At 65.6% G+C, this 24573-nt stretch carries 6 protein-coding genes; 1 reads left to right on the top strand and 5 read right to left on the bottom strand.

Translation table 11 applies throughout. The features are described 5' to 3' along the window. Together K2O50_RS15590 and K2O50_RS15595 are read right to left on the bottom strand one after the other, a co-directional pair. A complete protein-coding gene (locus tag K2O50_RS15590; RefSeq protein ID WP_050705912.1) occupies positions 1-1392 on the bottom strand; it encodes an FAD-dependent oxidoreductase in 1392 nt (463 codons plus the stop codon). A gap of 14 nt (positions 1393-1406) precedes the next feature. Further along, positions 1407-2723, bottom strand: coding sequence for an MFS transporter (locus K2O50_RS15595; protein ID WP_050705913.1), 1317 nt, complete (start codon positions 2721-2723; stop codon positions 1407-1409). A gap of 245 nt (positions 2724-2968) precedes the next feature. On the opposite strand from K2O50_RS15595, the gene K2O50_RS15600 reads away from it, so the two are divergent. Beyond that, entirely contained in the window at positions 2969-3838 is an 870-nt protein-coding gene (locus K2O50_RS15600) for a LysR substrate-binding domain-containing protein (protein ID WP_050705914.1), read from the top strand. A 141-nt stretch (positions 3839-3979) separates the two neighbouring features. Here K2O50_RS15600 and K2O50_RS15605 read toward each other — a convergent pair. The 3 genes from K2O50_RS15605 to K2O50_RS15615 all read right to left on the bottom strand — a co-directional run bounded on the left by K2O50_RS15605 (position 3980) and on the right by K2O50_RS15615 (position 24561). Continuing rightward, positions 3980-5343, bottom strand: a protein-coding gene (locus K2O50_RS15605) for an IS3 family transposase (protein ID WP_220689812.1) whose coding sequence is annotated in 2 segments (ribosomal slippage) — positions 3980-4878 and positions 4878-5343 — 1365 coding nt in all. Because the reading frame shifts where the segments join, the coding sequence is not laid out codon by codon here. Between the two features lie 902 nt (positions 5344-6245). Beyond that, positions 6246-14888, bottom strand: a complete 8643-nt coding sequence (locus K2O50_RS15610) for an amino acid adenylation domain-containing protein (RefSeq protein ID WP_050706527.1) — start codon at positions 14886-14888, stop codon at positions 6246-6248. 1 nt (position 14889) lies between these two features. Next, a complete protein-coding gene (locus K2O50_RS15615; RefSeq protein WP_220689829.1) occupies positions 14890-24561 on the bottom strand; it encodes a non-ribosomal peptide synthetase in 9672 nt (3223 codons plus the stop codon). Positions 24562-24573: the final 12 nt, after the last annotated feature.

Consider the following 24573-nt stretch of genomic DNA (forward strand, 5'->3'; position numbering starts at 1 on the left):
TCAGCCCTTGTCCGCCTTCCCCGCTGCCGCCGCGAACTTCGCCAGGCGCACATCCAGCCGCCGCGGTCGCACGCCACGGTCCTCGGCGCGCTCCTTGCGGCGGATGGCATTGCGTACCAGCAACGACCCCAGGTAGCGCACCGGCTCCGGCGGAAACTGCCCCAGCGGCCCCTTGACCAGCGGCGAGCGGGTCCAGGCGTTGTCCTGCCCCAGTGCCAGCGACGACAGGATCTGCCCGCCCATGTGGCACGGACCCACACCACTGCCGGAGTAACCGAAGCCATAGAACACATTGCCCTGCCCATCGAGCCGACCGAAGAACGGCAGCCCGGTCACCGAACGGTCCGACGGCCCGTTCCAGCTCGCCGCCAGCGGCACCTCGGCCAGCGCCGGGAAGAACTCGCCCAGGCTTTCGCGCAGCAACGGCTGGTACGGCGACGGCTGGTCGAACACCGGCAGCATGCGCCCGCCGTAGGCGAAGGTATTGCCGCCCTTGCCGAGCATCAGCCGGCCATCGGAGGTATTGTGGTAGTAGTGCACGAAGATCCGCGAGTCGAGCACACTGACGCCGCTGTCCAGTCCGATCCGGCGCAACAGTTCGGGGCACGGCTCGGTGATCACCATGTCGCTGGAAACGATCGCCACGCTGCGTTCGAACTGCGGGAAGGCCCGCGCCATCCAGGCATTGAGGCCCAGCACCACGCGGTCGGCGCGAACGGTGCCGGCGCGGGTGCGCACCTGCACCGGCGCGCCGTGTTCCAGGCCGGTCATCGCCGTGCCCTCGTGGATGCGCACGCCGCGCTGCAAGGCCACCCGGCGCAGGCCGCGCACCAGCCGTCCCGGCTGCACCGTGGCCGCGGCCGGCGAGTACCAGCCCTCCAGGTGCCGCTCGGAGCCGGCCAGGCGCTGCACCTGCTCCAGCGCCAGGCGCTGGAACGAATTGATGCCCTGCTGCTCCAGCGCGGCGATCACCGCATCGGTGCCACCGAGCTGGGCCTGGTTGGTGGCGGTGTAGAGCGTGCCGTCCATGCGGTAGTCGCAGCGGATGCCGTTGGCCACGCAGAACTCGCCGATGGCGCCGATGCTGCGTTCGGACTCACGCACCAGGCGCACCGCCTCGGCCACCCCGAACAAGCGCTCGAGGGTGAAGTACTTGGCCGACCAGGACAGCGCGCAACCTCCGTTGCGCCCGCTGGCCCCGGCGCCGCAGATATCCGCCTCGAGCAGCAGCACTTCCAGCTGCGGCGCCTGTTCCTTGATCATCAGCGCGGTCCACAGGCCGGTGTAGCCACCACCGACGATGCACACGTCGCAGCGCACATCGCCGGCAAGCGGCGGGCACAGCGCCTCGTCTTCCTGGTCCAGGGCCTGTTGCAGCCAGAAGGGTCTCATCTACTCGCTTTCCTTTAAGTACGCAGTGGCTTGATCGCCATGCTGGAGTTGGGTGCCACGTCATTGGCCTGCACGGCGGTCGCTGGTCGGCTGTTCCAGTGCGGCAGCAGCACCAGGGCGGAGAACAGCGCGGTGCCGGCGAAGACGATGAACACCGTGACGCTGTCGAAGTAGCCGGGCAGCAGGCCGCCGAGCACCGCACCCACCGAGCCGCAGCCGTTGACGAAACCGGCCGCGGTGGCGCCGGCCTTGGCCGTGCCGAAGTCGATGGCCGCGGCGCCGCTGATCATCGAGTCCGGGCCGTACAGGGTCAGGCCCATCACGAACAGCAGGGCCACCACCAGCAGCACGCTGCCGCTGTGCATCGCCGCCATGAAGCCGGCCAGGGTCAGGGTCAGCAGCACCAGGCTGATCACGCAGGCCGGCATGCGCCGGGCGCCGAACAGCTTGTCCGAGGCCAGGCCGATGAGGATCGGCCCGAGCAGCCCGGCCAGTTCGAAGGCCGTGGGGATGATCGCCGCGCCGACCTTGCCCACCGAGGGCATCTGCTCGAAGACGATCACCGGGCCCCACAGCAGGATGGCGTAGCGCGCCGGTTTCAACATGAAATAGGCCAGGCCCAGGGTCAGCACCGTGCGGTTGCGCAGGATCTCGCGCAACGGCGCCCAGACACTGCACAGGTTCGCCCCCGGCGCCATGCTCTGCGGCTCGGGCTCCACCGCCGGCAAGCCGACGTCCTCGGGCTTGTTGCGCTGGAAGATGAAGAACAGCACCGCTACTGCGGCCACCACCACGGCGCTGGAAAAGAACGCCGCATGCCAGGTGCCGACCAGGGTGTAGGCCCACCAGCCGGCGAACGGCGAGGCCACCAGGCCGCCGAAGGCGTAGCACGAACTCCACAGTCCCAGCACCCGTCCGCGCTGGGAGGCCGGGAAGAAACTGCCGATGTTCTTGCACAGCCCCGCCCAGCCGGTGGACTGCGCCAGCCCCTGAATCAGCATGCAGGTAGCAAAGATCGGGAAGGTCGCGTAGCTACCCATCACCACCGCGGCCGCCGCCGAGATCAACAGCCCGCCCAGCACCACCACGCGGGGGCCGAAGCGGTCGGCGAGCATGCCCCAGGTGAACTGGCCCACGGCGTAGGCGGCCAGGTAGATCGCATCGAGGTTGGCCATGGCGGCCTTGTCGAGCATGAAATTCGGATCCTCGCCGATGCCGAGCTTGGCCACCGAGAAGGCCTTGCGGGTGAAGTAGAAGGCGGCGTAGGCCAGCCAGGTGATCGCGAAGATCTGCACGCGCCAGCGCTTGATGGCGCCCAGGGATTGGTTCATTGACTCTGACCTCTTGCTTGAGTGTGCCGGCAGAATGTGAAGAAACGCCTGTCTTGTTGTTGTGTTGCGCACTGCGTGACGGAGGGACGTCACCTGGTCAGATGGCGGTGGTGTCGCCATGGCCGACATGGCGCCGCTCGTGGCAGCGTGGTCGGGTTGAAACACATGGAAACAGCTGCTGACTGATAAATAAAATCGATTTATCGTATTTCACACATAAGCCCAGCTTGTAAGCGGAGTGTTCGATGTCGGTCTCCCATGCTCAACTCAAGGCCTTTCATGCAGTCGCCGAACAGGGCAGCTTCACCCGTGCGGCGCAAAAGCTGTTTTTGACCCAGCCGGCGGTCTCCGACCAGGTACGCAAGCTCGAGGAGCGCTTCGGCGTGCTGCTGTTCCAGCGCAACAAGCGCTCGGTACAGCTCACCGACCTGGGCGAGCGCCTGCTGGGCGTGACCCAGCGCCTGTTCGCCTGCGAGGCCGAGGCCGTGGAGCTGCTGCAGGACTCCCGCGCCCTGCACACGGGCAGCCTGACCCTGGCGGTGGACGCCCCGGTGCACGTGCTGCCGCAGATCGCCCGGTTCTGCCAGCGCTATCCGGGGATCCAGGTGAAGATCGAGACCGGCAACACCGACGAGTCGCTGGCCCGGCTGTTCAGCTACCAGGCGGACCTGGCCCTGCTCGGGCGCGATGTCGATGATGAGCGGTTGTTCTGCGTGCCGATGCGGCGTGACCCGATGGTGGCGTTTGTCTCGCACAACCATCCGTGGGCCAGCCGGGGCCAGATCAGCCTGGCGGACCTGGACGACACGCCGTTGGTGCTGCGTGAGCCGGGGTCGGTGACGCGGCAGACGCTGGAGGAGGAGATGCAGCGGGCCGGGTTGCGGATTCGGCCGGCGATCCAGGTCGAGGGGCGGGAGGCGGCGCGGGAGGCGGTTGTGGTGGGGATTGGCGTTGGGGTTGTTTCGGCGGCGGAGTTCGGGGCTGATGCGAGGGTTTGTGCTTTGCCGATTGTGGATTGTCGGCGGCATTTGACTGAGACGCTGGTTTGTTTGAGTGAGCAGAGGACGCGGCGGGTGGTGGGTACGTTTTTGGAGATGGTTTTGGAGGGGGTTTAGGGCTTTAGGGCTGGGGCTGGGGCTGGGGCTGGGGCTTTGATGATTGTTTTGGTTTTTGTATGCGCATTCGTAGAATATATCGACATTTAGTCACCTTTTCGCCTTTACGTGAACTGACCCCCGAAAGTTGGACGGGGTACGCTATGGGTTCAGCGCTTGAGTCCGAAATTGTACCGGGCTCAAGCCATTCAGTCTTAGACTTATACGTTCTTGATTGTAGTAGGCGATGTAGTCCTCTAGCCCTGATGCCAGTTGCTCAACACTGTCAAACGATTCCAGATAGAAAAACTCGCTCTTGAGTGTACCGAAAAAGCTTTCCATCGCGGCATTGTCCAGGCAGTTGCCCTTACGCGACATGCTCTGCTGGATTTCCTTTCCGCCCAGCATATGTCGATAAGCAGGCTGTCGATATTGCCAACCTTGATCGGAGTGCAATATCGGTTTGTCATCTGGGCTCAGCCGCTCGAAAGCTTGCTCCAACATCGTCGATACCATCTTGAACTCAGGGCGCGGATTGATCTGATAGGCAAGAATTTCGCCGTTGTACAGGTCCATCACAGGTGAAAGATACAGCTTCTGCCCTTTCACCTTGAACTCAGTCACATCGGTTACCCATTTCTGATTAGGGGCTTCCGCCTTGAATTCACGCTTGAGCAGATCAGATGCAACAAGCCCTTCGGAACCTCGGTAGGAGCGATATTTCTTCACTTTTACCAGGGATTTCAGATTCATCAACTGCATCAACCGCTGCACCTTCTTGTGATTGATCACTTCGCCGTGCCGCTCAAGCACTGCGGTGATGCGGCGATAGCCGTACCGCCCCTTGTGCTTGTGATAGAGGCTATTGATGCGCTCTTTGAGAACCGCATGCTTGTCGGTCACCAACGCTTTGCTTTGGTAATAGAAGGTGCTGCGTGCCAGCCCTGCCGCGCGTAAAAGCAGAGCTAGCCGATGCTCATGCCTCAATCCTTGGACGGTCTGCGCTTTCTTGATTGCGCAGTGCTGGGGTCCGCTTGGATCAAGGCATCGAGCTTTTTTAGATAGGCATTCTCCGCACGCAGATACTCCAGCTCTTCGAGCATCTGCTCAGGTGTCAGCTCGGTATCTGCAGGGGGAGCCGGGCTTATGCTGGGTTGTTTTGATGCTTTGCGGGGCATTCGGGATTCTCGGGCACGATGCGGGTGAAGTGCTTCTACTCCGCCTTCATCGTACAGCCTTTTCCACTGCCTGATGCTACTCGGACCTCGGATATCAAACTGTATGCAGGCTTGCTGGGCTGACAGTCCGCCTTGCTCGATGCACTGCAAAACCTTCAACTTGAACTGGGCGTCGTAGTGGCTGTACTTGGTAGTCAGACCTGCTGCGCCGTGTTGCTCATAGCCCTTTATCCAACGGCGTAGCAACGATGGACTCAGGCTATGCTTCAGTGCTACCTCATGAACACTCCGTGCAGAAAGGCACTCTTCGATGAGTGCTTGCTTGAGCGCTAGATTGTATTTCGTCATGGAACACCCTCCGGTTGGAGTCAGGCGTCCAACTTTCGGGGGTCAGTTCAACGGCGACCTACTTTTCTCTAGGGAAAAGTAGGCAAAACCGTTCCGCTCCGTTCATACGGCCCCTGCGCTTCGCTCCGGGGTTCCCTCGCTCCGTTCTTGCTCCCGGGAGGACCGCGCTGAACGCCCCATCCTGGGGCGCAGCGCTTGACGGCCATCCATGGCCGTCACCTCCCTCCGCAAGAACTCCGCTCGGCCTCCTGAAGTCGCAATTGGCGGCGCCTGGACTATTGCGCGCTTAGAAGCAAGAGCAAGAGCAAGAGCAAGAGCAAGAGCAAGAGATGCGAAGTTAGTTGTTTAACAGTTAGTTATGCATTGATTCTTCCGGCCCTTTCGCGGGGCAAGCCCGCTCCTACAGGGTTATATATAACGGCGACTGTCGTGTAGGAGCGGGCTTGCCCCGCGATGCGAACGAAAGATTAATTATATTTAAACTAGCGACAGCTGCGCCAATCCAGGCGCCGCCCGTAACTTCGCGACTTCAGGAGGCCGAACGCAGGTCTTGCGGAGGGAGGTGACGGGCATGGATGCCCGTCAAGCGCTGGGGCCCAGGATGGGCCCTGCAGCGCGGTCCTCCCGGGAGCAAGGCCGGAGTGAGGGGACCCGGAGCGAAGCGTAGGGCCGGATGAATGGAGCGAGGCGGCTTTGGTTACTTTGGCCAAGACCAAAGTAACCCGCCGTAAGGGCGGAAAGGTGAATAAGCGTCGACATCCTAAATGAATGCACATACAACTTTCAAAACCACCCAACAACAATAGTTCTCAAAGCACTGACAACTAAGACACCATGAAAATCATCAGGCACGCAATAAAAAACGGGTAGAACCTAACGCCCCACCCGCCCCCAATCACCCATCAAGCCTTATCAGCCAACCTCCCCACCAGCCCATCGACAAACGCCAAGGCATTGATAACCCCCTCATGCCCATCAGCGATCACCGTAGAACTGGCCAACCCATTGACCGAAGCCTGCGCCAGCAACCCCGCCTCCCCCATCCGCACCCGCTCCAGGCTACGACTCTCGCTGGCCCACCAGCAATCCACCCGGACCGCCAGCGGCCGCAGGCGAAACGCCTGGCTCAGTTCGACGTTGCGATCGAGGACAGCGAAGCCATCGACGATCTCCCGCTGCAGATGCACATCCTCGTGAATGGCCCGCAGCCGCTCTGCGCTGACACCGCCGGCAGCGGCCACCTGCTCGATGACCCACTCGGTCCTGTCGACCCCGGCCGGCAGACGCCCGGCCTCGTCGATGAAGCCGACGATACGGGCTTCACCTACACCCGGAGCGAAGGCCAGCAGACCACGCAACAGGCTCTCGTCCGCCCGCGCCACCTGCACCACCTCGACGGGCTCGGCCTCAAGGCCGGACACGTCCTTCGGCAGCAGGGTATCGACCAGGCCGACGAAGCCCACTTCCTGGCCTGCCTGCTCCAGGGCGTGAGCCACCTCCAGCGCCAGGGCGCCACCCAGCGACCAGCCCAGCAGATGGTAAGGGCCGCTGGCCTGGGTACGACGAATCTGCTCGACGTAATAGCCGACCATCGCCGCCCAGGACTCGTCCACCCAGCCCGGCTCGGCGTAGCACTTGTTGACCAGGCCATACACCGGACGCTCGTCGGCCAGGCGGCTGGCCAGCGGGTAGTAGGCGTAGGCACCGCCACCGCCCGGCGGCAGGCAGAACAGCGCCGGACGCTGCAGTTGGCAACCGTTGAGGTTGATCACCGACGATTTCAGGCGATCCTTGCCGCCGCCAATGAAATTCGCCAGTTCCTCGAAGCTCGCCATCAGCATGAACTCATGCAGGCTGATGTTGATGGCAAAGGCTTCACGCACCCTGTTCACCAGCGTGATCACCAACAACGAGTGGCCACCAAGTTCGAAGAAGTTGTCGTGCAGGCCAACCTGCTCGACCTTCAGCACTTCGCTCCAGATCGCGGCCAGTTGTTGCTCCAGCTCCGTACGCGGGGCCACGTAGCCTTGTTGCAGTTGGCTGGCGTCGGGCTTGGGCAGGGCCTTGCGGTCCAGCTTGCCGTTGGCCGTCAGCGGCCACTGGTCCAATACCAGGAAGTGGGTCGGGACCATGTAGTCCGGCAAGTTGGCTTTCAGGTGCTGTCTCAGCGTGTCACGCAGCGCTGCGTGGTCTGCATGTTCGTCTTGGGCGATCAGGTAGGCCGCCAGTTGCTTGCCCCCTGCTCCGTCGATATCCAGCACCAGCACTTCGCGCACGGCAGAGTGCTCTTGCAGGCGTGCCTCGATCTCACCCAGTTCGATACGGAAGCCACGGATCTTCACCTGGTGGTCGATCCGGCCCACGTATTCGATCACTTCCTGGCCGCGATAACGCGCCAGGTCGCCAGTGCGGTACAGGCGTCCGCCTTCGCTGGAGAACGGATCCGGCACAAAGCGTTCGGCGGTCAGCGAGGCACGGTTGTGGTAACCGCGTGCCAGGCCGGCGTGGCCGACATGCAGCTCACCCGTGCAACCCTTGGCCACCGGATTGAAATCGGCATCCAGCACGTACATCGACAGGTCCGGGATCGCCGCACCGATCGGGCTGCCCGGCTGCTGGGTATCGGCAAAGCGGATCGGCCGGTAGGTCACGTGAACCGTGGTCTCGGTGATGCCGTACATGTTGATGAGGTTGTCGCAGTCTTCACCGAAACGCTCGAACCACGGTTGCAGCGCGGCCACATCCAACGCTTCGCCACCGAAGATCACGTAGCGCAGTGCCAGATCATCAGCACTGTCACAGGCCACTCGCATCAGCGGCTTGAACGCCGATGGGGTCTGGTTCAGCACGGTAACGCCCTGCTCCACCAGCAGCTGGTGGAAGTCTTCCGGCGAACGGGTGGTTTCACGCGGCACGATCACCAGGCGACCGCCGTGCAACAGCGCACCGAAGATCTCCCAGACCGAGAAGTCAAACGCGTACGAGTGGAACAGCGTCCACACATCCTGCGTGCCGAAGCCGAACCAGGCATCGGTGGCCTTGAACAGGCGCAGCAGGTTGTGGTGCGGCAGCAGCGTACCTTTCGGCTTGCCGGTCGAGCCCGAGGTGTAGATCACATAGGCCAGGTTGTCCGGCTGGGTCAGGTGCTCCGGGTTTTCCTCGCTGTAGCCAGCCAGGTCGTCTTCCAGCTTCAGGCTGCGAACCTGCGCCGGTACGGGCAGATCGGCCAGCAGATGCCCTCGGGTCAGCAGCAGTTGAATGCCGCTGTCTTCCATCATGTAGCTCAGGCGGTCCTGCGGGTACTCCGGATCCAGCGGCACATAGGCGCCACCCGCCTTGAGGATCGCCAGCAGCCCGACGATCATCTCGAACCCGCGCTCCACCGCGATGCCCACCAACACATCCGGCCCCACGCCCTGCTCGCGCATCTTGTGGGCCAGACGGTTGGCGCGACGATTGAGCTGGTCGTAGCTCAGCGACTGCCCGGCGAAGGTCACGGCGATCGCCTCAGGCGTACGCGCCGCCTGCGCCTCGATCAGCTCATGGGCGCAAGCTTCGCTAGGGAAGCTGGCAATGTCCTGCTCCGCCGCCACGCTCAAGGCCAAGTCACCCAGCGCCTGTTGCGGCGAATCCGCCAATCCTTCCAGCAGCTCGACGAAGTGCGCTGCCAACTGTTCAACGGCCGATTCGGCATAACTGGCGCGATCAAACTTGAAGCTGGCCAGCAGCTTGTCACCCACCTGTGCCACCAGGGTCAGCGGATAGTTGGTCTGCTCCTGGCTGACCACCTCGCCAAACGCCAGTTCCTGGGGCGCACCGGCTTGAAGCGCCTCGGACACCGGATAGTTCTCGAACACCAGAATATTGTCGAACAGCGCCTCGCCGCTCCAGTCGGCCCAGCGCTGGATCTCGTACAGCGGCGTATGCTCGTGCTCGCGCAAGGCCAGGTTCAGCGCCTGGACCTGCTGCACCCAATCGCCCACGGTCTGTTCCGGACGCGGGCTGGCGATCACCGGCAGGGTGTTGATGAACAGCCCCAACTGCTCCTCGACACCCGGCAACTCGGCCGGACGACCGGCCACGGTGGCGCCGAAGGTCACGCTGGACTGCCCGGTATAGCGCTGCAACAGCAGCAGCCAGGCCGCCTGGACCAGGGTGTTGAGGGTGACCCGCTGTTCCCGGGCAAACTCGCCCAGGCGCTGGGTGCGTTGCGGGTCGAGCAGCACCGGGTATTCACCTTGTCCCTGCCCATCAGCTTCGGAGCGGAACGCCTGGGCCAGCCGGGTGGGTTCGTTCAAGCCGGCGGTGCGCTCGCGCCAGAAGCGCTCGCTGGCAGCCTGGTCCTGACGTTGCAGCCACTGGATATAGTCGCGGTAACGGCTGGTCTTGGCCGCCGGCACGACACCGGCGTAACGCTGCAGCACCTCGCCGAACAGCCGCGAGCTGCTCCAGCCATCCAGCAGGATATGGTGGTTGGTCAGCACCAGCTGGTACTCCTGCTCGCCGGTACGGATCACCGCCAGGCGCAGCAGCGGGCCACAGGCCAGGTCGAAGCCGGCGCGCAGGTCGGCCTCGGCCCAGGCTTGCAACGCCGTCGGCAAGTTGGCCTGGTCACGCCAGTCCAGCTCCACCAGCGGCAGGCGCGCCTCGCGCAGGACCACTTGCAGCGACTGGTCGTAGCCGCTGACAAAGCTGCTGCGCAGCACCTCGTGGCTATCCAGGGTAGCCTGCCAGGCCGCGACGAAACGCGGCACATCCAGGCCCTGCACCTCGACCCGCAGCTGGTTGATGTAGTTGCCCGCCGCCTGCTCGTAGAGGCTGTGGAACAGCATGCCCTGCTGCATCGGCGACAACGGGTAGATGTCCTCGATATTGCCCGCCGCCACCGGCAACATCGCCAGCTGGCGCTGGTCAAGACGGGCCAGCGGGAAGTCCGACGGCGTCACGCCCGCCACGCCCGGGGTGGTGCAGTGGGCGATCAGCAGGCGCAGTTCCTCGGCGTATTCATCAGCCAGGCGCTGGATCTGCCCACGCTCGAACACCGCGCTGCTGAAGCTCCAGTCCAGGGCCAGCTCGCCGGCGTAGACCTGGCCGTCGATGCTGAGCAGGCTGCCCAGCGGCGCCTCCGGGCTCTGCCTCTGCCCCGCGCCTTCCGGCGCCGGGACGAACAGGCCTTGCTCGCTGTCGAAGCTGCCGTCGAACTGCCCCAGGTAGTTGAACACGATGCTGCCCTGGGCCAGGGCGCCGAGGGTTTCGCGGGCCTGTGCGTCGCCCAGGTAACGCAGTACACCGTAGCCGATGCCCTTGGCCGGCACGGCGCGCAGCTGTTCCTTGACCGCCATGATCGACGCACCCAGGTCGCTCGCCGGGATCAGTTTCAATGGATACAGGCTGCTGAACCAACCCACCGTGCGGGTGATGTCGAGGTCGTCGAACAGGTCTTCACGGCCATGGCCTTCCAGGCGGATCAGCGCGTGCGCCTCGCCGGTCCAGCGGCGGATGACCCGCGCCAGCGCCGTCAGCAGCAGGTCGTTGACCTGGGTGCGGTAGGCGGCCGGCGCCTCTTGCAGCAGTTGCCGGGTCAGCTCGGCGTTCAGCTGGGTGCGCACCGAGATCTCATGCTTGCGTTGCTGGCCACCCTGCGGGTTGGCCCCTGGCAGGGCGTCGCTGACGTCCTGCAACTGCGCCTGCCAGTAGGCCAGCTCGGCCACCAGCGCAGGGCTGCGGGCATGCTCGCGCAGGTGCTCGGCCCAGGCCTTGAGCGAGCTGCTCTTGGCCGGCAGCACCGGGGTCTTGCCGGCCGCCAGGGCCTGGCAGGCCGCCTGCAGATCTTCGAGCAGGACGCGCCAGGACACGCCGTCGACCACCAGGTGGTGGATCACCACCAGCAGGCGCTGCTGGCCTTCGGGCAGGTCGATCAGCACCACCCGCAGCAGCGGGCCATGCTTCAGGTCCAGGCTGCGCTGGGCTTCGTCGGCCAGTTCCGGCAGGCGCGCGGCATCGTCCAGTTGATGCACCCACAGCAACTGCTGCGCATCGACCGGCGCGAACTGCCCCTGCCACTGCCCCTGCTCTTCGCTGAAACGCAGGCGCAGGGCGTCGTGCTGTGCCACCAGCAGCTTGAGCGCCGCCTGCAGCAACGCCACCGTCAACGGCTGGCGCGGGCTCAGCAGCACCGCCTGGTTCCAGTGGTGACGCTGGGGAATCGCGGTGTCGAAGAAACGCGCCTGGATCGGCAGCAACGGCAGACTGCCGCTGACCTGCTCGACCACCTCGGCCGCCGGTTTCTTCTCGATCAGCTTGGCCACCGCCGCCAGTTGGCCGATGGTCTGTTTCTCGAACAGTTGCTTGGGGCTGAGCTTGATGCCCTGGCGCTTGGCCCGGGCGATGATCTGCAGGCTGAGGATCGAATCGCCGCCCAGCTCGAAGAAGTTGTCGGTGCTGCCCACTTGCTCGCGCTTGAGCACTTCGCACCAGATCGCGGCAAGTTTCTCCTCGATTTCGCCCACCGGCGCGATGTAGCGCTGCTTGGCCACGCCTGGTTTGGGCAGCGCCTTTTTGTCCAGCTTGCCGTTGGCGGTCAGCGGCAGGCGCTCGAGCAGCAGCACCTGCGCCGGCACCAGGTACTCCGGCAGGCGCGCCTGCAAGGCCTGGCGCAATGTCTCGGCCTGCAGTTCGACGCCCGCCGCCGGCACGGCCCAGGCCACCAGGTGCAGGCGCGACGGATCGCTGTCCAGAGGCAGCGCCAGCACCACGGCCTCGCCGACCCCGGGCAGGCCTTGCAGCACCTGGCCGACCTCGCCCGGCTCGACCCGGTAGCCGCGGATCTTCACCTGGTCGTCGCCACGGCCCAGGTATTCCAGCACGCCCTGGTCCAGGCGTGCGCGGTCACCGGCACGGTACAGCCGCTCACCGTCCTGGCCAAAGGGATCGGGGATGAAACGCTCGGCGGTCAGGCCCGGCTGGCCGACATAGCCCTGGGCCAGGCCCTGGCCACCCAGGTACAGCTCGCCAGCCACCCGCTCGGGCAGCGGGTTGAGGTAGGCATCCAGCACCCGCGCCTGGCCGTTGTCCAGCGGCCGCCCCACCGGCACGCTGCGCCAGCCGGGCAGGCGTTCGCCGACTTCGTGGGTGAGGATGCCCACGGTGGTCTCGGTCGGGCCGTAGTGGTTGATGATCCGGCAGCCGGGCTTCAGGCGCCGGACCTGTTCGATCAGTGCCCATGAGCTGGCCTCGCCGCCGAGGATCAGCAGCTGTTCGGGCAACACCCGCTCAGGCTGCGCGGCCTGCAGCAGACCCTGCAGGTGGCTGGGCACGATCTTCAGCACATCGACCCGGTGCTCGGCCATGTAGCTGGCAAAGCCGTCCGGGTCGAAGCCCTGGTCGTGGCCCAGCAGGTGCAGCAACCGGCCCGAGGCCAGCGCGCCGAACAGCACGGTGTGGCCCAGGTCCGCGGCCACGGTGGAGACCATCGCCAGGCTGGCGCCGGGTTGCAGGTCGAGGCGTTGCAGCACGCCCTGCAGGTAGTTGGCCAGTGCACCGTGGCTGATCACCACGCCCTTGGGCTGCCCGGTGGAACCCGAGGTGTAGATGATGTAAGCCGCTTGCTGCGGTTCAATGCGTACCGCCGGCGGCTGGTCGCTGCAGTCAGCGTGCTGCGCCGCGTCAAAGGCCAGCATCGGGCACACGCCCAGCCCCGCCGCCTGGGCATCGCCCAAGGCATGCACCAGCAGCCGCGCACCACTGGCCTGCAGCAGTTGCTGCAGGCGTTCGGCGGGCTGGCGGCTGTCCAGCGGCAGGTACACCGCGCCCAGTTTGAGCACGGCCAGCAGGCTGGTCACCCACTCGATGGAGCGCTCCTGGCACAGCGCCACGGTCATGCCCGGGGCGATGCCCTGCGCCTTCAGATAGTGGGCGAAGCGGTTGGCCTGCTGCTCCAGCTCCGCGTAGCTGACCATGCGATCACCCGCGCGCAGCGCTGTCTGCCCGGCACCGGCCTGCAGGCCTTGGCGCCACAGGGCGAGGAAGTCCGGCCGCGACCAGTCCCGATGGTTGGCCTCGACCTGCGCGGCCTGGGCATCGGGATGCTCGAACAGCGCCGCCTCAGGATACTCCACGAGGGTGCGCAGCACCGCCTGGAATGAAGCAGCGATGCGTTCGATGGTCGCGGCTTCGAACAGGTCGGTGCTGTAGGTGAAGTAGCCTTGCAGGCCGTCGGGGGTTTCGGAGAAGTCGAAGGCCAGGTCGAAGCGGGCATCGCGGCCTTCGACCGAAAAACCGCTGACGCTCAGGCCGCCCAGGGTTTGCCGGGCCTGGGCGGCGGCTTCGCTGTCGGCCAGGTTCTGGTTGATCTTCACTTGGAACAATGGGTTGTGGCCCAGCGTGCGCTCCGGCGCCAGGGCGTCCACCAGGTGCTCGAACGGCAGTTCCTGGTGCGACTGCGCGCCGCTGACCACCTGTTTCACCTGCTCCAGCAGGGCCGCGCCGCTCTGGCGCTCGTCCACCTGTACCCGCAGCACCTGGGTATTGATGAAGAAGCCGATCAGGCCTTCGACTTCCTTGCGGTTACGCCCGGCGTTGGGCGCACCGATGCGGATGTCGGCCTGGCCGCTGTAGCGCGCCAGGGTCACGGCCAGGGCCGCGAGGGTCAGCATGAACACGGTCTGCCCCTGGCTGCGCGCCTGGGCCTTGAGCTTGGCCGACAACGCCGCCGGCACATCGCTGCGCAGGGTCGCGCCGCGGTAGCTGGGGTGCGCCGGGCGCTCATGATCCAAAGGCAGCTCCAGCACCGGGTGCTCGTCGCCCAGTTGCTGTTTCCAGTACTGCAACTGGCGCTCGCCCTCGCCGGCCTCGAGCCAGGCGCGCTGCCAGATCGCATAGTCGGCGTACTGCACCTCGAGCGGCGGCAGGTCGGCGGCACGGCCCTGGGACAGCGCTTCGTACAGGTGCACGAACTCCTGCACCATCAGCTCGCCCGACCAGCCGTCGGAGACGATATGGTGCATGCACACCGTCAGCACATGTTCGCTGGGCGCCAGGCGCAGCAAGCGGACCCGCAGCGGCGGCCCTTCGAGCAGGTCGAAGGGCGCATCCAGCGCCTCGCGAACCGCGCCGCGCAGGCACTGTTCGAGATCTTCGCCCGGACCGGCCTGCACCTCGCGCACTTCCAGGCTAACGCCCGACTGCTCAAGGACCTGCTGGTGGAACTCACCCTCTTCTGAGACGAAACGCGTGCGCAGGCTTTCGTGGCGCCGCACCAGCGCGTCCAGGGCCTCGGCCAGGGCCTGCTGGTTCAGCGAGCCACTCAGGCGCACCGCCATCGGCACGTTGTAGAAACTGCTCTGCGGCTCCAGCTGCCAGAGGAACAGCATGCGCTGCTGGGCATAGGACAGCGGGATGCGCGGGCTGTCGTGGCGAGTGACGGCGATCGGCAGCAGGCGGAAGCTCTGCCCGGTCTCGCGCATCTTGTCGAGGATCTGCCGACGCTGCTCCAGGGCAAGGCCGACAAAGCGCTTGGCGATACGTTCTGCTGTGCTCTTGTCCATCTCAGACGCCCGCCATTTCATTCATCATTCTTTCGATATCGGACAAGCCGTCGTCACTCAACGACAGGCCGGTGGAGGCACAGGCCTGGGCAAAATCATTCAATTGCGGTTTCTCGAATAGCAGGCGCAGCGGGATGTCGATCCCCAGGCCCGAGTTGATCTTGGAAATCAGCTGGGCCGCCAGCAGCGAATGCCCGCCCAGCTCGAAGAAGTCATCCATCAGGCCCACCCGCTCGACCTCCAGCACCTCGGCCCAGAGCGCCGCCAGCTGCTGTTCCAGCTCGCTGACCGGGGCCACGTAGGCCGACTGCGCCTGGCGGGTATCGGGGGCCGGCAGCGCCTTGCGGTCGAGCTTGCCGTTGGGCAGCAGCGGCATGCGCTCGAGCAGCACCAGGTACATCGGCACCATGTAGTCCGGCAGGCTGGCGCCCAGGTGCGCCTTCAGTTCGGCGCGCAGGCCAGCGTCCTCCTCGGGCATCGCGTCGGGCACCAGGTAGGCGGCCAGCTGCTTGCCGCCCGGGCCGTCGATATCGACCACCAGCACTTCGCGCACCGCCGGGTGCTCGCGCAGGCGCGCCTCGATCTCGCCCAGTTCGATGCGAAAGCCCCGGATCTTCACCTGGTGGTCGATACGCCCGGCGTACTCGACCACACCCTGCTCGCGGTAACGCGCCAGGTCGCCGGTGCGATACAGGCGGGCACCCGGCGTGGTGGCGAACGGATCGGGGATGAAACGTTCGGCAGTCAGCCCCGGGCGGTTGTGATAACCGCGAGCGAGCAGCTCGCCACCCACCAGCAGTTCGCCGATGGCCCCCGGCAGGGCCAGGTCGCCGTCGGCATCCACCAGGTGGATCGAGCGGCCGGCCAGGGCCTTGCCGATCGGGATCTGCACCGGCAGGGGCTGCTCGCCAGTGACATAGGCGCTGCAGTCATGGCTCATGACACTGACGGTGGCCTCGGTCGGCCCATAGGTGTTGAGCAGGCGCACATGGCCGAGCCCGGCCTGTTGCCAGGCCAGCACGGCGTCGGCGGCCATGGCCTCGCCGCCCATGTGGATGCGCCGCAGCTGGCCGTAGTCGCGCGGGCCCTTGGCCGCGAAGTCCTTGGCCAGCAGGTGCCAGTAGGCGGTCGGCAGGTCGGCGAAGGTGATGCCTTGGGTCACCACTTCGCGATAGAAGGTCTCGCTGTCCCACAGCGTCGGGCCGCGCACCACCACGCTGGCGCCGCAGATCAGCGCCGGGTACAGCTGCTCGACGAAAGCGTCGAAGTTGAAGGTGGAGAACTGCAACACCCGGTCGGCCGCCGACAGCCCGCAGAAACCCTTGGCGACATGGGCGTGCCGGCTCAGGGCCGCGGCGCTGATGCCCACGCCCTTGGGGCGGCCAGTGGAGCCGGAGGTGTACATGATGTACGCCAGGTTGTCGGGGTTGCCCAGTTCAGGCAGCGCATGGTTCGGCCAGGCGTCGAGGGGTTCGCTGTCCAGGCACAGGCAGCGTACCTGCGGCGCCACCGCCAGGCCTTGCAGCTGTGCGCTGTGGCCGAGCAGCAGGACGATGCCGCTGTCCTCCATCATGTACGCCAGGCGCTCGTGCGGGTAGTCGGGGTCCAGCGGTACATAGGCGCCACCGGCCTTGAGCACCGCCAGCAGGCCGACCACCATGTCCAGGCTGCGCGGCAGGGCGATGCCAACGCGCACGTCCGGGCCGATGCCTTCCTGGCGCAGGCGGTGGGCCAGCTGGTTGGCGCGCTGGTCCAGGGCCTGATAGGTGAGCTGCTGCCCTTCGCAGATCAGCGCCGTGGCCTGCGGCGTGCGCGCGGCCTGGTCGGCGATCAGCTGCTGCACGGTGCGCTGGTCGGGGTAGACCGCCTCGTGTCGGCTCCACTGCCCAAGGATGGTCTGGCGCTGCGCCGCGTCCAGCAGCGGCAGCTCGACAATGCGCTGGGCCGGCTGGGTGCTGACCGCCTGCAACAGGTTGAGCCAGTGCGCGGCCATGCGCTCGATGGTGGCGTGCTCGAACAGGTCGCAGACGTAGGTCAGGGTCGCACCCAGGCCATCCTCGCTTTCGAAGGTGTCCAGGGCCAGGTCCAGGTGTGCCGTTGGATTGCCCCAGCTCAGGCCTTCGATGCTCAAGCCCGGCAACTCGCGGGCCTGATCCGAGCGCTGGGCCTGGTGGTTGAACATCACCTGGAACAGCGGGTTGTGGCTCAGGCTGCGCTCAGGCTGCAGCGCCTCGACCAGTTGCTCGAACGGCAGGTCCTGATGGGCCTGGGCCTGCAACGCGGTGTGCTTGACCTGCTGCAGCAGCTCGCTGAAGGTCGTGTGCAGCTCGAACTGCGCCTTGAGCACCTGGGTGTTGACGAAGAAGCCGATCAGCCCCTCGGTCTCGGCGCGGGTGCGGTTGGCGATCGGTACGCCGACGCGGATGTCGGCCTGCCCGGTCTGGCGGTGCAGCAGGCTCTGGAACGAGGCCAGCAGCAGCATGAACAGCGTCACCCCTTGCTGGCGCGCCTGGGCCTTCAGGGCCTGGACCAGCGGCGCCGGCACCTCGATGGCGAGGCTGCGTCCGGCGTGGCTCTGCACGGTGGGCCGTGGGTGGTCGGTGGGCAGTTGCAGCACATAGTGCTCGCCGCCCAGCTGGGCCAGCCAGTAATCGAGCTGGCGGGCCTGCTCGCCGGCCGCCATCCACTGGCGCTGCCAGGCGGCATAGTCGGCGTACTGCACGGCCAGGGCCGGCAGCTCGGGCTGGCGGCCCTGGCTCAAGGCCAGGTAGGCGTTCACCACCTCATCGACCATGATCGGCATCGACCAGCCGTCGGCGACGATATGATGCAGGGTCAGCACCAGCACATGCTCGTCTTCGGCCAGGCGCAGCAGACGTACCCGCAGCAGCGGCCCCTGGGTCAGGTCGAACGGGCGCTGGATCTCGCGGGCCACGCGCTCGCGGACGGCCTCGGTGGAGGTGTCCTGCAGCGACTCCATGACCAGGGTGAAGGTCGCGGGTGCCTGGATGCGCTGTAGTGCCTCGCCCTCCTGTTGCTCGAAGGTGGTACGCAGGCTCTCATGCCGCGTGACCAGCGCCTCGAAGGCCTGGCGCAGCGCCTCCAGGTTGATCCGGCCCTTCAGTTGCAGGGCTGCGGGGATATGGTAGGCGGCGCTTTCCGGCTCCAGCTGCCAGAGGAACCACTGGCGTTGCTGGGCGTAGGACAGCGGCAACGGCTGGTTGCGATCCACAATCGTGAATGCCGGCGCCTGGCTGGCCGAACCCTGGCCGGCAGCCTGGGCAAAAGCTTGCAGATCGGCGGACTCGAACAGGCTGCGTAGCGGGACCTCCAGCTCCAGGCGCTGGCGGATGCGGGAGGTCACCTGGGTGGCCAGCAGCGAATGACCGCCGAGTTCGAAGAAGTTGTCGTGCAGACCGACTTGCTCGACCTTCAGCACTTCGCTCCAGATCGCCGCCAGTTGCTGTTCCAGCTCCGTACGCGGGGCCACGTAGCCCTGTTGCAGCTGGCTGGCATCCGGTTTCGGCAGGGCCTTGCGGTCCAGCTTTCCGTTGGCGGTCAGCGGCCACTGCTCCAGCACCAGGAAATGCGTCGGGACCATGTAGTCCGGCAGGTTGGCTTTCAGGTGTTGTTTCAGCGTGTCGCGCAGCGCTGCGTGGTCTGCATGTTCGTCTTGAGCGATCAGGTAAGCGGCCAGTTGCTTGCCCCCTGCCCCGTCGATATCCAGCACCAGCACTTCGCGCACCGACGCATGCTCTTGCAGGCGTGCCTCGATCTCGCCCAGTTCGATACGGAAGCCACGGATCTTCACCTGATGGTCGACCCGGCCCACGTATTCGATCACCTCCTGGCCGCGATAACGGGCCAGGTCGCCGGTGCGGTACAGGCGCCCGCCTTCGCTGGAGAACGGGTCCGGTACGAAACGTTCTGCAGTCAGCGAGGCACGGTTGTGGTAACCGCGTGCCAGGCCGGCGTGGCCGACGTGCAGTTCACCCGTGCAGCCCTTGGCCACCGGATTGAAGTCGGCATCCAGCACGTACATCGACAGGTCCGGGATCGCCGCACCGATCGGGCTGCCCGACTGCTGCGTATCGGCAAAGCGGATCGGCCGATAGGTCACGTGGACCGTGGTCTCGGTGATGCCGTACATGTTGATCAGGTTGTCGCAGTCTTCACCGAAGCGCTCGAACCACGGTTGTAGCGCGGCCACATCCAGGGCTTCGCCGCCGAAGATCACATAGCGCAGCGACAGGTCGGACGCACTGTCACAGGCCACTCGCATCAGCGGCTTGAACGCCGACGGGGTCTGGTTGAGCACGGTCACGCCCTGCTCCACCAGCAACTGGTGGAAGTCTTCCGGCGAACGCGTGGTTTCACGCGGCACGATCACCAAACGGCCACCGTGCAGCAGCGCACCGAAAATCTCCCAGACGGAGAAGTCGAACGCGTACGAGTGGAACAGCGTCCATACATCCTGCGGACCGAAGCCGAACCAAGAGTCGGTCGCCTTGAACAGACGCAGCAGGTTGTGGTGCGGCAGCAGCGTGCCTTTCGGCTTGCCGGTGGAACCCGAGGTGTAGATCACATAGGCCAGGTTGTCCGGCTGAGTCAGGTGCGCGGGGTTTTCCTCGCTGTAGCCAGCCAGGTCGTCTTCCAGCTTCAGGCTGCGGACCTGCGCCGGTACGGGCAGATCGGCCAGCAGATGCCCTTGCGCCAGCAGCAGTTGAATGCCGCTGTCTTCCATCATGTAGCTCAGGCGGTCCTGCGGATATTCCGGATCCAGCGGCACATAGGCGCCACCCGCCTTGAGGATCGCCAGCAGCCCGACGATCATCTCGAACCCGCGCTCCACCGCGATGCCCACCAGCACATCCGGCCCCACGCCCTGCTCGCGCAGCTTGTGCGCCAGGCGGTTGGCGCGGCGGTTGAGCTGGTCGTAGCTCAGCGCCTGCCCGGCGAAGGCTACGGCAATCGCCTCAGGCGTACGTGCCACCTGCGCCTCGATCAACACATGAGCGCACTCGGCACTAGGATAACGCTGCACATCCGCTTGCAGCTCGACCAACTCGGCCGCATCGAGCAACGGCAGTTGCGCCACGCGCTGGCCACTGTCCTGGCAGATGCCCTGCAGCAGATTGCGCCAGTACCCGCCCAGACGCTCGGCCGTGGCCGGGTCGAACAGCGCGGTGGCATAGGTCAGGATGGCGCTCAGCCCGGCGCCGTGCTCGACCGTGTTGAGCACCAGGTCGAACTGGGCGGTGCGCTCTTCCCAGTCCAGCCCCTCAATCCGCAGCCCGGGCAACTCCTGGGCCATGCCGGGGTTTTCCGTCTTGTGGTTGAACAGCACCTGGAACAGCGGGCTGTGGCTCATGCTGCGCTCGGGCTGCAGCGCCTCGACCAATTGCTCGAACGGCAGGTCCTGGTGCGCCTGGGCCTGCACGGCGGTCTGCCTGACCTGTTGCAGCAGCTCGGCGAAAGTGGTGCGCAGGTCAAAGCGGGCGTCGAGCACCTGGGTGTTGACGAAGAAGCCGATCAGGCCCTCGGTCTCGGCCCGGTTGCGGTTGGCGACCGGCACGCCGACGCGCACCTGCGCTTGACCGCTGAGGCGGTGCAACAGTGTCTGGAACGAGGCCAGCAGCAGCATGAACAGGGTCACGCCCTGCTGCCGCGCGGTAGCCTTGAGGGCCTCGACCAGCTCGCGCTCCAGACCGATGTCCAGGCGGGCGCCGGCGTGGCTCTGCTGCAAGGGCCGCGGACGGTCGGTCGGCAGCTCCAGCAGCGGTTGCTCGTCACCCAGCCGCCGGCGCCAGTAGTCGAGCTGGCGAGACTGCTCGCCGGCCTCCATCCACTGGCGCTGCCAGGCCGCATAGTCGGCGTACTGGAACGCCAGGGCCGGCAGTTGCGGGGCGATGCCCTGGCAATGTGCGGCATACAGGCGCACCACTTCATCGACCATGACCGGCATCGACCAGCCATCGGCGACGATATGGTGCAGGGTCAGCACCAGCACATGATCATCGGCGGACAGGCGCAGCAGGCGGGCGCGCAGCAGCGGGCCGTGCTCCAGGTCGAATGGCTGGGCGGTTTCCTCGACAATACGTGCCTGCAGGGCTTCGGCGTTGACCGTTTCGACGGCCAGGTCGAAGTCGCTGGCCGGGTGGATGCGCTGCCAGGCTTGGTCACCTTCCTGATGGAAGGTGGTGCGCAGGGTTTCATGACGGGCGATCAGCGCGGCGAAGCTGCTGCGCAGGGCCTCGATGTTCAGCTCGCCCTTCAGGCGCAGGGCCGAAGGGATGTTGTAGGCGGCGCTGTCCGGCTCCAGCAGCCAGAGGAACCACTGGCGTTGCTGGGCGTAGGACAGCGGCAGCGGCTGGCTGCGGTCCACGACAGTGAACGCCGGCGCCTGGCTGGCCGAACCTTGGCCTGCGGCCTGGGCGAAGGTCTGCAGGTCGGCGGACTCGAACAGGCTGCGCAGCGAGACTTCCAGCTCCAGGCGCTGGCGGATGCGCGAGGTCACCTGGGTGGCCAGCAGCGAGTGACCGCCGAGTTCGAAGAAGTTGTCGTGCAGACCGACTTGCTCGACCTTCAGCACTTCGCTCCAGATCGCCGCCAGTTGCTGCTCCAGCTCCGTACGCGGGGCCACGTAGCCTTGTTGCAGTTGGCTGGCGTCGGGCTTGGGCAGGGCCTTGCGGTCCAGCTTGCCGTTGGCCGTCAGCGGCCACTGGTCCAATACCAGGAAGTGGGTCGGGACCATGTAGTCCGGCAAGTTGGCTTTCAGGTGCTGTCTCAGCGTGTCACGCAGCGCTGCGTGGTCTGCATGTTCGTCTTGGGCGATCAGGTAGGCCGCCAGTTGCTTGCCCCCTGCTCCGTCGATATCCAGCACCAGCACTTCGCGCACGGCAGAGTGCTCTTGCAGGCGTGCCTCGATCTCACCCAGTTCGATACGGAAGCCACGGATCTTCACCTGATGGTCGATCCGGCCCACGTATTCGATCACTTCCTGGCCGCGATAACGCGCCAGGTCGCCAGTGCGGTACAGGCGCCCGCCTTCGCTGGAGAACGGATCCGGCACGAAGCGTTCGGCGGTCAGCGAGGCACGGTTGTGGTAACCGCGTGCCAGGCCGGCGTGGCCGACATGCAGTTCACCCGTGCAACCCTTGGCCACCGGATTGAAATCGGCATCCAGCACATACATCGACAGATCCGGGATCGCCGCACCGATCGGGCTGCCCGGCTGTTGCGTATCGGCAAAGCGGATCGGTCGGTAGGTCACATGGACCGTGGTCTCGGTGATGCCGTACATGTTGATCAGGTTGTCGCAGTCTTCACCGAAGCGCTCGAACCACGGTTGCAGCGCGGCCACATCCAGGGCTTCGCCACCGAAGATCACATAGCGCAGCGACAGGTCGGACGCACTGTCACAGGCCACCCGCATCAGCGGCTTGAACGCCGACGGGGTCTGGTTCAGCACGGTCACGCCCTGCTCCACCAGCAGCTGGTGGAAGTCTTCCGGCGAACGGGTGGTTTCACGCGGCACGATCACCAGGCGACCGCCGTGCAGCAGCGCGCCGAAGATCTCCCACACCGAGAAGTCGAAGGCGTACGAGTGGAACAGCGTCCATACATCCTGCGGGCCGAAGCCGAACCAGGCATAGGTGGCCTTGAACAGGCGCAGCAGGTTGTGGTGCGGCAGCAGCGTACCTTTCGGCTTGCCAGTCGAACCCGAGGTGTAGATCACATAGGCCAGGTTGTCCGGCTGAGTCAGGTGCGCGGGGTTTTCCTCGCTGTAGCCGGCCAGGTCGTCTTCCAGCTTCAGGCTGCGAACCTGCGCCGGCACGGGTAGATCGCCCAGCAGATGCCCCTGAGTCAGCAGCAGTTGAATGCCGCTGTCTTCCATCATGTAGCTCAGGCGGTCCTGCGGGTACTCCGGATCCAGTGGCACATAGGCGCCACCCGCCTTGAGGATCGCCAGCAGGCCAACGATCATCTCGAAGCCGCGCTCCACCACAATACCGACCAGCACATCCGGCCCCACGCCCTGCTCGCGCAGTTTGTGCGCCAGGCGGTTGGCACGGCGGTTGAGCTGGTCGTAGCTCAGCGCTTGCCCGGCAAAAGTCACGGCGACCGCCTCAGGCGTACGCGCCGCCTGCGCTTCGATCAACTCCTGGGCACAAGCCGTGCTTGGATAGCGCTGCACATCGACTTTCCACTCGCCCTGCTCTGCCACATCGAGCAACGGCAACTGCGCCACACGCTGCGCGTGGTCCTGGCAGATGCCCTGCAACAGGTTGCGCCAATGCCGGCCGATGCGCTCGACCGTGGCCGGGTCGAACAGCGAGGTGGCGTAGGTCAGTGCCGCGATCAGCCCGCCGTCATGCTCGGCGGTATTGAGGATCAGGTCGAACTGGGTGGTCTGCCCTTCCCAGCTCAAGCCCTCGACCTGCAGCTCGCCCAGCTGACGGGCCATGCCCGGGCTTTCGGCCTGGTGGTTGAACAGCACCTGGAACAACGGGTTGTGGCTCATGCTGCGCTCAGGCTGCAGCGCCTCGACCAGTTGCTCGAACGGCAGGTCCTGGTGCGCCTGGGCCTGCAGCGCGGCCTCGCGGACCTGCTGCAGCAACGCGGTGAAGGTGGTCTGCGGCGCGAACTCGGCCTTGAGCACCTGGGTATTGACGAAGAAACCGATCAGCCCCTGGGTTTCGGCCCGGGCACGGTTGGCCACCGGCACGCCGACACGGATATCGGCCTGACCGCTGTAGCGGTGCAACAGCGTCTGGAACGACGCCAGCAACAGCATGAACAGGGTCACCCCCTGCTGGCGCGCCAAGGCCTTGAGCGCCTGGGCCAGGGAGGCATCGATGTCGATGGCCAGGCGCGCGCCGTGGAAGTTCTGCACCGACGGCCGCGGACGGTCGACAGGCAGTTCCAGCAACGGCTGCTCGCCGGCCAGCTGCTGGCGCCAGTAGCCGAGCTGGCGCTCCTGCTCGCCCGCTTCCATCCAGTCGCGCTGCCACAACGCGTAGTCGGCGTACTGGATCGGCAGCTCGGCCAGGGTAACCGGCGAGCCCTGGCGCAAGCCTTGGTAAAGACGGATCAGCTCGTCCACCAGGATCGGCGTGGACCAGCCATCGGAGACGATATGGTGCACAGTGAGGATCAGCACATGCTCATCAGGCCCCAGCACCAGCAGCCTGACCCGCAGCAGCGGGCCCTGTTGCAGGTCGAAGGGTTGCTGCACCTCGGCTTCCACCCGCGCGCGGATGGCCGCTTCCAGATTCGCCGGATCGGCAACCGCGAACGGCTCCAACGTCAATGCCAACGGCATCGGCGGATGGACGATCTGCACCGCGCCGTCACCCTCCTGGCGGAAGGTGGTGCGCAGGGTCTCGTGGCGCGCCACCAGGCTGTCGAAGCTGCGCTGCAACGCCTCGATATCCAGCGCGCCCTTGAGTCGCAGCGCCGCCGGAATGTTGTAGGCGGCGCTGTGCGGATCGAGCTGCCAGAGGAACCACTGGCGCTGCTGTGCGTATGAAAGCGCTGCCCCGTCCGCAGATTCCCTTCTGAAGATCGGGGTGACCCCGTAGAGGTTGACACCCTGGCGCTTGAGCAAGGCTGCCAATGCCTTGCGCTCCCTGGTGGACAGCGACTTTACGGAGTCGAGCAGCTCTTGCACTTTGAATGTCTC

Source organism: Pseudomonas sp. 2hn (assembly GCF_019646095.1).
Taxonomy (GTDB): Bacteria; Pseudomonadota; Gammaproteobacteria; order Pseudomonadales; family Pseudomonadaceae; genus Aquipseudomonas; species Aquipseudomonas peradeniyensis.